Genomic DNA, 12,978 nt, shown 5'->3' on the forward strand with positions numbered 1-12,978 from the left:
GGTAGCCTGCGGGGGCTATGACCTCGTTCGACTCCTCTGGCCCGGCTTCCGGTGGTTCTGCCGGTCGTCGCCGTGCGCTGGGTCGGGGGCCGTCGGCTGCGCCGGTCGAACAGGCTGAGCCGGCCGAGCAGGTCGAGGCGTTGTCGTCGGCCGACGACGGTGGGTCGCACGCGATGGAAGCGGAAGAGGTGCTCCCCGCCGAGGAGGCACCCCCCGCCGAGGAGGCGCTCACCGCCGTCGAGCCCCAGGAGCCGGACGCGCCCGACGACGGGGTCTTCAAGGTCCGGCTGGCCAATTTCGAGGGCCCCTTCGACCTCCTCCTCCAACTGATCTCCAAGCACAAGCTGGACGTCACCGAGGTCGCGCTCTCCAAGGTCACCGACGAGTTCATGGCGCACATCCGGGCGATGGGGCCGGACTGGGACCTGGACGAGACGACCGAGTTCCTCGTCGTCGCCGCCACCCTCCTGGACCTGAAGGCGGCGCGGCTGCTGCCCGCCGCCGAGGTCGAGGACGAAGCGGATCTCGCGCTCCTCGAAGCCCGGGACCTGCTCTTCGCCCGGCTGCTGCAGTACCGCGCGTACAAACAGATCGCGGAGATCTTCAACCGGCGGCTGGACGAGGAGGCGCGGCGCTATCCGCGGACCGTCGGGCTGGAGGCGCAGTACGCGGAGCTGCTGCCCGAGGTGGTCATCAGCATCGGGGCGGAAGGATTCGCCAGGCTTGCCGTGAAGGCGATGCAGCCGAAGCCCAAGCCGCAGGTGTACATCGACCACATCCACGCGCCGCTGGTGAGCGTGCAGGAACAGGCCGGGATCGTCGTCGCCAGGCTGCGGGTGCTGGGGGAGGCGTCGTTCCGGGTGCTCGTCGAGGACACCGACGACACCCTCACCGTCGTCGCCCGCTTCCTCGCGCTGCTGGAGCTGTACCGGGAGAAGGCCGTGGCCCTCGACCAGGAGACGGCACTCGGGGATCTGCTCGTGCGGTGGACCGGTGGGGACGGGGGCGCGGAGCCCGTGGTCACCGACGAGTTCGACCGGCCGCCCGAGCCGCCTATGTCGCCAAAGTCGCCAAAGTCGCCTAAGTCGCCGGAGTCGTCCGAGGAGGAGAAGGCGTGAGCGAGGAGAGAGCCGGCGGGCCCATGGGCCCGCGCACCGTCGCCGACCTCGACCTCAAGCCCGCCCTGGAGGCCGTCCTCATGGTCGTGGACGAGCCCGCGACGGTGGAGCACCTGTCGAAGATCCTGGAGCGCCCCAAGCGGCAGATCGCCAAGGCGCTCAGGGAACTGGCCGACGACTACGCGGTGCAGGGGCGTGGTTTCGAGCTGCGGCTGATCGCCGGGGGCTGGCGGTACTACACCCGGCCCGAGTACGCCGCCGCCGTCGAGCGGTTCGTGCTGGACGGTCAGCAGGCCCGGCTGACCCAGGCCGCGCTGGAGACGCTGGCCGTCGTCGCGTACCGGCAGCCGGTGAGCCGGAGCAGGGTCTCCGCCGTGCGCGGAGTGAACTGCGACGGGGTCATGCGCACCCTCCTCCAACGGGGTCTGGTCGAGGAGGCGGGCGCGGAACCCGAAACAGGTGCGATCCTGTACAGGACGACGAACTACTTTCTGGAGCGGATGGGCCTGCGCGGCCTGGACGAGCTCCCGGAGCTCGCGCCCTTCCTCCCGGAGGCTGAGGCGATCGAGGCCGAGACACTGGAGGGGGTCCCGTCGTTCGATCCGGACGCCCCGGATTCCGAGGACGCAGACGACAAGACGGAACTTTGATGCGAAGCAGCAGCGGCAGGAACAGCAGCGGAAACAACGGCGGGAGCCGTGGTGGCAACAGCGGCGGCCGCGGCGGGAGCAGCGGTGGCCGCGGTAACAACCGCGGTGCCGGGAACGACCGCGACGACAGGCAGGGCGGCCGGCCGAAGAACCCGCGCCCGGAGGAGCGGCGCTACGACGTGGGCCCCGGCGCCTCCCCGGAGGGGCCGAAGTCGGGCCGCGGCGCGTCCGCGCGCGGTGGCGCCAAGGGCGGCCCCAAGCAGTCCCCGGGCAGCGGGCGGGGCCGGTGGGCCCCGGCGACCTCCCGCGAGTACGACGCGCGGGCGGAGGAGCGCAACCGGGAGCGGTACGCGGGCAAGAAGGACGTCAAGCCGCCCAAGACCTTCCCCGGCGCCGAGCAGGAGGGCGAGCGGCTGCAGAAGATCCTCGCGCGCGCGGGCTACGGTTCCCGGCGCTCCTGCGAGGAGCTGATCGAGCAGGCGCGGGTCGAGGTCAACGGCGAGATCGTGCTGGAGCAGGGCAAGCGCGTCGACCCGGAGAAGGACGAGGTCAAGGTCGACGGGCTGACCGTCGCGACCCAGTCGTACCAGTTCTTCTCGCTGAACAAGCCGGCCGGTGTCGTGTCCACGATGGAGGACAACGAGGGCCGTCAGTGCCTCGGCGACTACGTGACCAACCGCGAGACCCGCCTCTTCCACGTCGGACGGCTCGACACCGAGACCGAGGGCGTCATCCTGCTCACCAACCACGGTGAACTGGCACACCGCCTGACGCACCCCAAGTACGGCGTGAAGAAGGTCTACCTCGCGCACATCGTGGGCCCGATCCCGCGCGACCTGGGCAAGCAGCTCAAGGACGGCATCCAGCTGGAGGACGGGTACGCGCGCGCGGACCACTTCCGGGTCGTGCAGCAGACCGGCAAGAACTACCTCGTCGAGGTCACCCTGCACGAGGGGCGCAAGCACATCGTGCGCCGGATGCTGGCGGAGGCCGGTTTCCCGGTCGACAAGCTGGTGCGCGTGGCCTTCGGGCCGATCACCCTCGGCGACCAGAAGTCCGGCTGGCTGCGCCGGCTGTCGAACACCGAGGTCGGGATGCTGATGCAGGAGGTCGACCTCTAGGTCCACCGTCGCGTACGAGCAGTGGGGCCGGTCCCGGGTTTGCCTTCGGGGGCGGCCCTTTGCCGTTCCCGGTGCCGGTCATGGTGTTCCCTTCCCCGTAAAAGGGTTGTGCCGTCACGCCCCGTCCTTTTATAGTCGTTCTGACTATTAGTCACGGTGACCATAAAGAGGGTGGTGGACATGACCTCACCGGCGGGCTACGACAAGCACGCGTACGAACCCTTCGCCGTCACCGTCGACCTGGCCGTCTTCACCGTCCGCGCGGGCACCCTCCAGGTGCTGCTCGTCGAGCGCGGGCAGGAACCGTACGAGGGCCGCTGGGCGCTGCCGGGCGGGTTCGTGCTGCCGGGCGAGTCCGCGGAGGAGGCCGCCTGGCGCGAACTCGCGGAGGAGACCGGGGTCTCGGACGTCCCCGGCCTCCACCTGGAGCAGCTGCGGACCTACAGCGAGCCGGGGAGGGACCCGCGGATGCGGGTCGTCACCGTCGCGTTCGCCGCGCTGTTCCCGGACCCGCCCGTCCCGCACGGCGGCGGCGACGCGGCCCAGGCCCAGTGGCTGCGGTTCAACGCCATAGGTCCGCTCGCCTTCGACCACGACCGCATCCTCGCCGACGCACACGAACGCGTCGGCGCCAAGCTGGAGTACACCTGTCTCGCCACCTCCTTCTGCCCGCCCGAGTTCACCCTCGGCGAGCTGCAGCAGGTCTACGAGACCGTGTGGGGCACTCCGATCGACCGGCCCAACTTCCGGCGCAAGGTGCTGGCCACGCCGGGCTTCGTCGAACAGGTGCCCGGCGCCGCCCGCCTGACCGGCGGCCGCGGCAAGCCCGCCGCGCTGTACCGAGCGGGCGGGGCCACCGCCCTGCACCCGCCCCTGCTGCGACCCACCACGGAAGGACGGCCCTGATGACCATGACGCTGCGTACGAAGCGCTCCGCCACCGGCTCCCTGCTCGGTCTCGCGCTCGGAGACGCCCTCGGCTTCCCGACGGAGTTCGACGACGTCCCCTCGATCCTCGCCAAGTGCGGACCCTGGCGGAAGATGGCGCTGCCGAAGCCCGCGATCGTCACCGACGACACCCAGATGACGCTGGCCCTCGGGCACGGGCTGCGCGCGGCCATGGACCGGGGGTCGCTCGGCCCCGAGACCCTGGAGCGTGCCGTCCGCAAGGAGTTCGTCAAGTGGTCCCGCTCCCCGGAGAACAACCGCGCCCCCGGCCACACCTGCCTGGTCGCCTGCGACCTCCTCGCGGTCGAGCGACACCCCTGGCAGTTCGCCAGCCAGATCCACTCCAAGGGCTGCGGCGCCAACATGCGGGTCGCCCCGCTCGGTCTGATCGGCCCGCTCAGCGACGAACAGCGCGCCGGCGCGGCCCAGTTGCAGGCCGCCCTCACCCATGGCCACCCCACCGCCCTCGCCGCCTCCGACCTGACCGCCCACGCGATACGCCTGCTCTCCCAGGGCGCCGACCCGATGGGCCTCGTCGGCCGGCTGCGGTCGTACGCCTACGAGAACCGCGCCCACTACCACGCGCGGTGGCTCGGCGACCTGTGGACCTACAGCCAGGACCCCTCGCCCGAGCACTACATCTCCCGGGGCTGGGACGAGTGCCTGGAGGCCCTGGACCGTCTCCAGCAGGCCCTGCGGCTCCCGTCGCCCGAGACCGACCCCTGCGCGGCCACGGGGGAGGGCTGGATCGCCGAGGAGGCCCTCACCACCGGGCTGCTGTGCTTCCTGCTCTTCGTCGACGAGCCCGTCACCGCGCTGCGCCGCGCCGCCTGCACCTCGGGCGACTCCGACTCCATCGCCTGTCTCGCCGGGGCCTTCGCGGGCGCCTACCACGGCCCGGACGTCTGGCCCGCCGAGTGGGCCGACCGGATCGAGTACCAGGGCGATCTCGTGTCGCTGGGAGCTCTCTGGGACGCTTGAGGGATGACCGACGCCCTCGACATCGATCTTGCCCCCGTGGTGGCCGAACAGCCCGACCCGCTGCTGTTCGCCACCGTCTCCGGAGCCCACCTGTACGGCTTCCCCTCGCGCGACTCGGACATCGACCTGCGCGGTGCGCATCTGCTGCCCGCGGCCGAACTGGTCGGGCTGCGCGAGCCGGAGGAGACCCGGTCGAGGATGTGGGACCGGGACGGCGTCGAGATGGACCTGGTCACGCACGACCTGCGCAAGTTCGCCCGGCTGATGCTGCGCCGCAACGGCTATGTGCTGGAGCAACTGCTCTCCCCGCTCGTCGTGCACACCGGCGAGTGGCACCGCGAACTGGTCGCGCTCGCCCCCGGGGTCCTCACCCGGCACCACGCCCACCACTACCGGGGCTTCGCCATCACCCAGTGGCGGCTCTTCGAGAAGACCGGTGAACTCAAGCCGCTGCTCTACACGTTCCGGGTGCTGCTCACCGGCATCCACCTCATGCGCAGCGGCGAGGTGCAGGCCCATCTGCCCACCCTGGTGCCGGAGACCGCGGAGGCCCCCGCCTATCTGCCGGACCTCGTCGCGGCGAAGGCGGCCGAGGAGCACGGCAAGGCGGACGTCGACCAGGAGCGCGTGGCGGCGGACGTGGAGCGGCTCCAGGGGGTGCTGGAGGAGGAACAGGCCCTGTCGGCGCTGCCCGAGAACCCGGCCGCGTCCGACGCCTTGCACGACTTCGTCGTCCGCGTCCGGCTGGAGGGCCTGAAGGGCTGACGCGATCCAACGGGGCCGAGGCCCCGCTCGGCGGGGGATGCCGCCCGGCGCAACGATTCCGTGCGGCTCAACGATCCGGTGCGGCTCAACGATCCAGTGCGGCTCAACGATTCCGTGCGGTGCTCAGGGCCGACGCGCGCCGGGTCCGTACGACGAAGTCCTCGACCCCGGCCAGGTCCGGTTCCGCCGGCAGAGGGCTGCGGTCCGCCGCGTCCGCGGCCTCCGTGGCCAGCCGGGCCATCCAGGTCTCGACGTGGGCCCACGGCACCTCGCCGCGTTTCACCGCCAGCAGGGGCTCGCGCTGATCGCCCACGTCGACGGTCAGCTCGCCCGTGCGCAGCAGGTCCCGGCAGCTCATCAGGAGGCGGAGCAGATGCATCGCGTGCTTCCAGCGGGGGGCGCCGTGGGTGCGGACGTCCGCGTCGAGCTTCTTGCGCTGGCCGAGGGCGTAGCGGGCGAACGTCTCGTGGGCCCGGCGGGACAGGAACGCCCCGCGCAGGGCGAGCAGTTCACGGCCCGTGGCGTCGACGTGCTCCACCAGGGGGGAGTGCAGGCACTCCAGGATGTTGGGGTTGGCGCGCAGGGCCAGATGACAGAAGCGCTCCAGCTCCCAGCCGAACTGCTCCTCCGCGGGGCCCTCCACGTGTGTGGGCGGCTTCTCGAAGCGCCAGAACAGCTCGGTGGGGGCCAGGAAGACACCCCGCCGGTCCGTGTCGCTGTCGTCCGTCGCGAGACCGAAGGCCCGGGACCCCATCACGCAGGCGTAGATCGTGTGGTTGCGGACCAGGTCGTGGGGGTGCGGGGGCTGCATGCCCGGAGCGTACGGGGTGGATCAGGGCCGCAGAATCGAATTTCCGGCGACGGTGATCTTCTCCGCGGGCAGCGGCTCGGTGGCCGGTCCGTGGACCACGGCCCCGTCCGCGACCTTGAACTTGCTGCCGTGGCACGCACAGTCGATCGTGCCGTCCGAGACGCTGCTGACGATGCAGCCCATGTGGGTGCAGACCGCCGAGAAGGCCTTGAAGTCGCCCTCCGCGGGCTGCGTCACGACGATCTTCTGCTCGTCGAAGATCTTGCCCCCGCCCACCGGGATGTCGGCCGTCTTCGCCAGTTCCTCGCCGCCGTCCGCGGCGGTGCCCCCGGGGGAGGACCGCTCCGTGGTGTCGCCGCCGTCGTCCCCGCCGTACTCACCGCACCCCGTGAGCAGCGCCGCCGTGCCCGCCGCGCCCGTGGTCAGCACCGTGCGCCGCGTGGAACCCATCGTCATGTCGTCACTCCGAACGTGCGGAAGAACCAGAGGGCGGAGGACAGCCAGACGACCGTGAGCGCGGTGAAGACGAGACCGCCGACGATCGGCAGGAGCCAGCCGGGGAGTCGCTCCGAACGGAGCAGCAGCATCTTCGCACTGAATCCACCGAAGAAGAAACAACCCAGGAGAGAGTGCCACAAAACGCGTGTTTCGTACGTCTGGAAGCCGAGGGCGTACAGACAGTGCACCGCCACCGGCACCGCGAGCAGGAACGCCGCCCGCCCCGACCAGCGGTGCAGCACCGCCGACCACCTCGGGCCCGGCAACCTGCCGTACATCATCAGCGCCGACGTCAGCTGTATGAGCGCGAAGCCGAACGCGGCCGTCGCCAGCCATGACTTCACCGCGCCCGTGCTGCTGAAGCCCGCGAGGTTGAACGCGGTGCCCGCCGGCTCGTGCGCCCTGCCGTAGACGCCGAGCGCGACCGCCACCGCGCAGGCCACGAGGGCCGGCACCAGATAGCGGGAGGCGCCGGCGGGGGCGCGCGCCGGGGTGGGCGGGGAGGGGAAGCCCTGGGTCGCGGCGTTCGGATCGACGGTCATGAGCTGCCCTCCGGGGTGACGGGGCGGGCCGTGAGCTGTTCTCCGTCGACCGTCACGGTGCCGGTCGCGGGGTCGATCTCCGGAGCCGCTGCGGGCTCGCCGTCGCGCTTGAGGATGCCGACCTGGCGGCCGTCCGGCAGCACGATCCAGCCGCCGTCGACCCTGGCGCCACGTACGTTGCCCGTCGCGCGGTACAGCCCCGAGGGCTCGGCGGTCCTCGGGGCCGTGAAGCCGTATGCGTGACCGGCGATGTCGACCGTGCCGGTGACGCTCCCGCCCTTCAGGGTGCCGTTCAGCTCGGCGCCGTCCCCGCCCGTGAGCCGCATGCCGCCGTCGTCCCGTACGTCGCCCTTGAGCCATGCCTCCTTGTCGCGGCCGTCGCAGAAGTAGGCGACCGCCCTGCCGTCGCGCAGGGTCACCGCGACGGCGGCCGAGTCGTCGTCGGTGCGGCCCGTGTAGTCGGCGTCGGCCGGCGGGGCGGGGGCCGGTGACGGCGAGGTCCTCGCCGACGGGCTCGGCGGCGGGCTCGGCGGCGGACTCGGGGTCGCCGAGGCGGGCGGTGGGTCGTTCGTGGCGGACGCCGAGCCGGCGCGGGTCCCCGTCGTCGCGTTGAGCGACAGCATGAACAGGGCCAGCAACAGCCCGCCGAGAAGGGTGAGAAGTGGTCCGGAGCGCTTCATGGGAGCCTCCCCCGAGGCGTGGCGCGGACGGCCTCCTTCATGGAAGCGGACGCACGGGACGCCGTCCAGGGGCGTACCGGGGTGTTTCGACCCAAGTGGCGGGACAGTGACGTTCGCATGACATTGTCCGGGTCTGCGGCGGTGATCCGTCCTCGTGGTCGCCTTTCGGCCAGGCTTTCGGCAGGCGGGCGACGCGCACCGGCCCCGGCCGGATGACTAGGCTGGTCGTACTAGGCCGGGATGTACAGCAGTGAGGAGCAGAGCCGTGGCGGTACGAGCGGTCCGGGGCGCCGTCCAACTCGAACGGGACGAGGCGGGGCACATGGACGAGCAGGTGGGCGAGCTGCTCACCGCGGTCCTGGAGCGCAACGGCCTCACCCCGGACGACCTGATCAGCATCTGGTTCACGGCCACCCCCGACCTGCACAGCGACTTCCCGGCCGCCGCCGCGCGCAAGCTCGGCATCGTCGACGTCCCGCTGATCTGCGCGCAGGAGCTGGACATAGAGGGCGCCCTGCCCCGGGTCGTACGCATCCTCGCGCACATAGAGTCGGACCGGCCGCGCTCGGACATCGCGCACGTGTACCTGGGGGCGGCGGCCGCACTGCGCAAGGACATCGCCCAGTGAGAACCGCACTCGTCATCGGCACCGGGCTGATCGGCACCTCCGCCGCCCTCGCCCTCGCCCAGCGCGGTGTCACCGTCCACCTCGCCGACCACGACCCCGAGCAGGCCCGTACGGCCGCCGCGCTGGGCGCCGGCACCGACGAGGCGCCCGGGGGCCCGGTGGACCTCGCGATCATCGCGGCCCCGCCCGCGCACGTGGCCGCGACCCTCGCCGACGCCATGCGGCGGGGCCTCGCACGCGGCTACCTCGACGTGGCCTCCGTCAAGGGCGGCCCCCGCCGTGAGCTGGAGGAACTGGGTCTCGACCTCACCTGCTACATCGGCTCGCACCCCATGGCGGGCCGGGAGAAGTCCGGCCCGCTGGCCGCCACCGGTGACCTGTTCGAGGGCCGGCCCTGGGTGCTCACCCCCACCCGCGACACCGACACCGAGGTCCTGAACCTCGCCCTGGAGCTGGTCTCGCACTGCCGGGCCGTCCCGGTGGTCATGGACGCGGACACCCACGACCGGGCCGTCGCCCTGGTCTCGCACATGCCGCACCTGGTGTCCAGCCTGGTCGCCGCGCGGCTGGAGCACGCCGACGAGTCGGCCGTACGGCTGTGCGGGCAGGGCATCCGGGACGTGACCCGGATCGCGGCCTCCGACCCGCGCATGTGGATCGACATCCTCTCCGCCAACCCCGGCCCGGTCGCCGATCTCCTCACCGACGTCTCCGCCGACCTCGACGAGACCGTCCAGGCCCTGCGCGCCCTCCAGGCCGGCGACGAGGCCAAGCGCCGCGAGGGCGTCACCGGCATCGAGGACGTCCTGCGCCGCGGCAACGCGGGCCAGGTCCGCGTCCCCGGCAAGCACGGGTCCGCGCCACGGGTCTACGAGGTGGTGGCGGTACTGATCGACGACCAGCCGGGCCAGCTGGCCCGCATCTTCGCCGACGCGGGCGCCGCCGGAATCAACGTCGAGGACGTCCGCATCGAGCATGCCACCGGGCAGCAGGCCGGTCTGGTGCAGTTGATGGTGGAGCCGAAGGCGGCGGTGGTGCTGACGGGGGCGTTGCGGGAGCGGGGTTGGGCGATCCGGCAGTAGGGGGTGGTGGGCCGGCGGTCGGAGGCCGGCGCAGGCGACGGCGGCGGTGGTGCCGACCGGGGTTGGGCGATCCGGCAGTAGGGTCCGGCGGCCGTGGGGGCCGGGGCGGTGGTGGGCAGGGCCGGACGGGGCATGCGCACCCAGTACCCTTGTCCGGGGCGCTTTCCGTCCCGCCCCACCACCTCGGACCAGGAAAGGTGCTCCCCAGTGGAACGCGCCACAGTGATCGTTGCCATCGACGGCCCCTCCGGCACGGGCAAGTCGAGCACCTCGAAGGCCGTGGCCGCGCAGCTCGGGCTGAACTACCTGGACACGGGCGCCCAGTACCGGGCGATCACCTGGTGGATGGTCAACAACGGCATCGACATAGAAGACCCCACGGCGATCGCGGCCGTGGCCGGCAAGCCGGACATCGTGTCGGGGACGGACCCGTCCGGGCCGACCATCACCGTCGACGGCACGGACGTCGCCGGGCCGATCCGCACCCAGGAGGTCACCTCCCGGGTCAGCGCGGTCAGCGCCGTCCCCGAGGTGCGGGCGCGGATCACCGAACTGCAGCGGACCATCGCGGCGGACGCCGCGAACGGCATCGTCGTCGAGGGCCGCGACATCGGTACGACCGTACTGCCGGACGCCGACCTCAAGATCTTCCTCACCGCCTCTCCCGAGGCACGTGCCGCCCGCCGCAGCGGCGAGCTGAAGGGCGCCGACGTCCAGGCGACCCGCGAGGCACTCCTCAAGCGGGACGCGGCCGACTCCAGCCGCAAGACCTCGCCGCTCGCCAAGGCGGACGACGCGGTCGAGGTGGACACCTCGGACCTCACGCTCCAGCAGGTCATCGAGTGCGTGGTCACCCTCGTCGAGGACAAGCGGGCGGGCGAGTGAGCGAAGCCGCCACGGGCCGGGCCGCGTCGCCCGAGGTTCCCTCGCCGCTCGGCGCCGAGGTGGGCCGGCGTATCGGCGTGGGCCTGATGTACGGGCTCTGGAAGCCGCGCGTGCTGGGCGCCTGGCGGGTCCCCACGACCGGCCCGGTGATCCTCGCCCCCAACCACTCCCACATCGTCGACGGCCCCATGGTCATCGGCGTGGCGCCCCGGCCCTCGCACTTCCTGGTCAAGAAGGAGGCGTTCGTCGGTCCGCTCGGCCCGTTCATGCGCGCCGTCGGCCAGGTGGAGGTCGACCGCTCGACCGCCGACCGCACCGCCATCACCCGCGCTCTCGCCGTCCTGGCGGGCGGTGGTGTGCTGGGCATCTTCCCGGAGGGCACCCGGGGCGAGGGCGACTTCGCCTCGCTGCGTGCCGGGCTCTCCTACTTCGCCGTGCGCAGCGGAGCGCCGATCGTGCCGGTGGCGGTGCTGGGAAGCACCGAGCGGCGCGGACGGTTGGTGAAGGGGCTGCCCCCGCTGCGCTCCCGCGTCGACGTGGTCTTCGGTGACCCGTTCGAGGCGGGCGACGGCAGCGGACGGCGTACGCGCAAGGCGCTCGACGAGGCGACCGTGCGCATCCAGCAGCAACTCGGCGCGCACCTGGAGCATGCCCGGCGGCTCACCGGCCGCCGGTAAAACGCCGGGCGTCCGATCGGGCGCTGGGCGACACTGAGTAGTGGACCATCCGACGACGAGCCGGGTGTTCCACCGATCACCACGATGAACTACGAGGTACGGACTTCATGAACGACCAGTTTCCCTCCGAGCACGAGCACGGAGAGCTTGGCGACGCCGAGTACGCGCAGTTCATGGAGCTCGCCGCGGAAGAGGGCTTCGACATCGAGGACGTCGAGGGCGCGATCGACGAGGCGGGCCACGGACCGCTGCCCGTCCTCGCCGTCGTCGGCCGTCCGAACGTCGGCAAGTCGACGCTCGTGAACCGCATCATCGGCCGCCGTGAGGCGGTCGTCGAGGACAAGCCCGGCGTCACCCGCGACCGCGTCACCTACGAGGCGGAGTGGGCGGGCCGCCGCTTCAAGGTCGTCGACACCGGCGGCTGGGAGCAGGACGTCCTCGGCATCGACGCCTCCGTCGCCGCCCAGGCCGAGTACGCCATCGAGGCCGCCGACGCCGTCGTCTTCGTCGTGGACGCCAAGGTCGGCGTCACCGACACCGACGAGGCCGTCGTCCGGCTGCTCCGCAAGGCCAACAAGCCCGTGGTGCTCTGCGCCAACAAGGTCGACGGCCCGAGCGGCGAGGCCGACGCGACCGCTCTGTGGTCCCTCGGCATCGGCGAACCGCACCCGGTCTCCTCGCTGCACGGCCGCGGCACCGGCGACATGCTGGACGCCGTACTGGAGGCACTTCCCGAGGCCCCCGAGCAGAGCTTCGGCACGGCGGTCGGCGGTCCGCGCCGTATCGCCCTGATCGGCCGCCCGAACGTCGGCAAGTCCTCCCTCCTGAACAAGGTGGCGAACGAGGAGCGCGTCGTCGTCAACGAGATCGCGGGCACCACCCGTGACCCGGTCGACGAGCTGATCGAACTCGGCGGTGTCGTCTGGAAGTTCGTCGACACGGCGGGCATCCGCAAGCGCGTCCACCTCCAGCAGGGCGCCGACTACTACGCCTCGCTGCGCACCGCGGCGGCCGTCGAGAAGGCGGAGGTGGCGGTCATCCTCATCGACGCCTCCGAGACCATCTCGGTCCAGGACCAGCGCATCGTGACGATGGCGGTCGAGGCCGGCCGCGCGATGGTCATCGCGTACAACAAGTGGGACACCCTCGACGAGGAGCGCCGCTACTACCTGGAGCGGGAGATCGAGACCGAGTTCGGCCAGGTCGCCTGGGCGCCCCGGGTCAATGTCTCGGCGCGCACCGGCCGGCACATGGAGAAGCTGGTCCCGGCGATCGAGACGGCGCTGGCCGGCTGGGAGACCCGCGTCCCGACGGGCCGTCTGAACGCCTTCCTCGGCGAGCTGGTCGCCGCCCACCCGCACCCGGTCCGGGGCGGCAAGCAGCCCCGCATCCTGTTCGGCACCCAGGCCGGCACCAAGCCCCCGCGCTTCGTCCTCTTCGCCTCCGGCTTCATCGAGGCGGGCTACCGCCGCTTCATCGAGCGCCGGCTGCGTGAGGAGTTCGGCTTCGATGGCACCCCGATCCACATCTCGGTGCGGGTGCGCGAGAAGCGCGGCAAGAAGAAGTAGTCCCGCCGTCGTCGGCGCACACATG

General features: G+C 71.9%; 15 protein-coding genes. 11 read left to right on the top strand and 4 right to left on the bottom strand.

Translation table 11 applies throughout. The annotated features are described in order from the left end of the window. Positions 1–17 precede the first annotated feature (17 nt). The 6 genes from STRBO_RS40140 to STRBO_RS0114500 all read left to right on the top strand — a co-directional run bounded on the left by STRBO_RS40140 (position 18) and on the right by STRBO_RS0114500 (position 5,582). Entirely contained in the window at positions 18–1,118 is a 1,101-nt protein-coding gene (locus tag STRBO_RS40140) for a segregation and condensation protein A (RefSeq protein WP_005484929.1), read from the top strand. Between the two features lie 23 nt (positions 1,119–1,141). After that, positions 1,142–1,768 carry an SMC-Scp complex subunit ScpB gene (scpB, locus tag STRBO_RS0114480; protein ID WP_005484931.1) on the top strand — a complete coding sequence of 209 codons (627 nt, stop codon included), beginning with the start codon at positions 1,142–1,144 and terminating at the stop codon, positions 1,766–1,768. Continuing rightward, entirely contained in the window at positions 1,768–2,889 is a 1,122-nt protein-coding gene (locus tag STRBO_RS0114485) for a pseudouridine synthase (protein ID WP_005484936.1), read from the top strand. The genes scpB and STRBO_RS0114485 overlap by 1 nt, the downstream gene beginning before the upstream one ends. 180 nt (positions 2,890–3,069) lie before the next feature. Continuing rightward, on the top strand, positions 3,070–3,795 hold the full coding sequence (locus STRBO_RS0114490) for an NUDIX hydrolase (protein WP_020114365.1): 726 nt from the start codon (positions 3,070–3,072) through the stop codon (positions 3,793–3,795). Beyond that, positions 3,795–4,817, top strand: a complete 1,023-nt coding sequence (locus STRBO_RS0114495; RefSeq protein ID WP_005484938.1) for an ADP-ribosylglycohydrolase family protein — start codon at positions 3,795–3,797, stop codon at positions 4,815–4,817. Before STRBO_RS0114490 ends, STRBO_RS0114495 begins: the two co-directional genes overlap by 1 nt. 3 nt (positions 4,818–4,820) lie before the next feature. Next, positions 4,821–5,582 (top strand): nucleotidyltransferase domain-containing protein, encoded by a 762-nt coding sequence (locus STRBO_RS0114500; RefSeq protein ID WP_005484939.1) that lies wholly within the window; start codon positions 4,821–4,823, stop codon positions 5,580–5,582. 103 nt (positions 5,583–5,685) lie between these two features. Here the strand turns inward: STRBO_RS0114500 and STRBO_RS0114505 are convergent, their stop codons facing one another. From STRBO_RS0114505 to STRBO_RS0114520, 4 genes are read right to left on the bottom strand one after another with little or no spacing between them, the layout of a single operon-like run. Continuing rightward, positions 5,686–6,393 (bottom strand): nucleotidyltransferase domain-containing protein, encoded by a 708-nt coding sequence (locus tag STRBO_RS0114505; RefSeq protein ID WP_005484940.1) that lies wholly within the window; start codon positions 6,391–6,393, stop codon positions 5,686–5,688. A 21-nt stretch (positions 6,394–6,414) separates the two neighbouring features. After that, entirely contained in the window at positions 6,415–6,849 is a 435-nt protein-coding gene (locus STRBO_RS0114510; RefSeq protein ID WP_005484944.1) for a Rieske (2Fe-2S) protein, read from the bottom strand. Next, entirely contained in the window at positions 6,846–7,433 is a 588-nt protein-coding gene (locus STRBO_RS0114515) for a DUF6529 family protein (RefSeq protein WP_005484946.1), read from the bottom strand. The genes STRBO_RS0114510 and STRBO_RS0114515 overlap by 4 nt, the downstream gene beginning before the upstream one ends. After that, complete coding sequence (locus tag STRBO_RS0114520; RefSeq protein WP_005484948.1) at positions 7,430–8,113, bottom strand: hypothetical protein; 684 nt, start codon at positions 8,111–8,113, stop codon at positions 7,430–7,432. Before STRBO_RS0114520 ends, STRBO_RS0114515 begins: the two co-directional genes overlap by 4 nt. Before the next feature lie 265 nt (positions 8,114–8,378). On the opposite strand from STRBO_RS0114520, the gene aroH reads away from it, so the two are divergent. The 5 genes from aroH (at position 8,379) to der (ending at position 12,953) form a co-directional block, all read left to right on the top strand. After that, positions 8,379–8,741 carry a chorismate mutase gene (aroH, locus tag STRBO_RS0114525; protein WP_005484950.1) on the top strand — a complete coding sequence of 121 codons (363 nt, stop codon included), beginning with the start codon at positions 8,379–8,381 and terminating at the stop codon, positions 8,739–8,741. Then, entirely contained in the window at positions 8,738–9,823 is a 1,086-nt protein-coding gene (locus STRBO_RS0114530) for a prephenate dehydrogenase (RefSeq protein ID WP_005484951.1), read from the top strand. The genes aroH and STRBO_RS0114530 overlap by 4 nt, the downstream gene beginning before the upstream one ends. A 207-nt stretch (positions 9,824–10,030) precedes the next feature. After that, the gene (gene cmk, locus STRBO_RS0114535; protein ID WP_005484953.1) at positions 10,031–10,708 is read left to right on the top strand and encodes a (d)CMP kinase; all 678 of its coding nucleotides are present in this window, start codon (positions 10,031–10,033) and stop codon (positions 10,706–10,708) included. Then, positions 10,705–11,385, top strand: a complete 681-nt coding sequence (locus STRBO_RS0114540) for a lysophospholipid acyltransferase family protein (protein ID WP_005484956.1) — start codon at positions 10,705–10,707, stop codon at positions 11,383–11,385. The genes cmk and STRBO_RS0114540 overlap by 4 nt, the downstream gene beginning before the upstream one ends. A 107-nt stretch (positions 11,386–11,492) precedes the next feature. Beyond that, positions 11,493–12,953: a ribosome biogenesis GTPase Der gene (gene der, locus STRBO_RS0114545; RefSeq protein ID WP_005484958.1), complete on the top strand. Its 1,461-nt coding sequence runs from the start codon at positions 11,493–11,495 to the stop codon at positions 12,951–12,953. The last annotated feature ends 25 nt before the right edge of the window (positions 12,954–12,978 follow it).

This window comes from Streptomyces bottropensis ATCC 25435, from assembly GCF_000383595.1.
Lineage (GTDB): Bacteria > Actinomycetota > Actinomycetes > Streptomycetales > Streptomycetaceae > Streptomyces > Streptomyces bottropensis.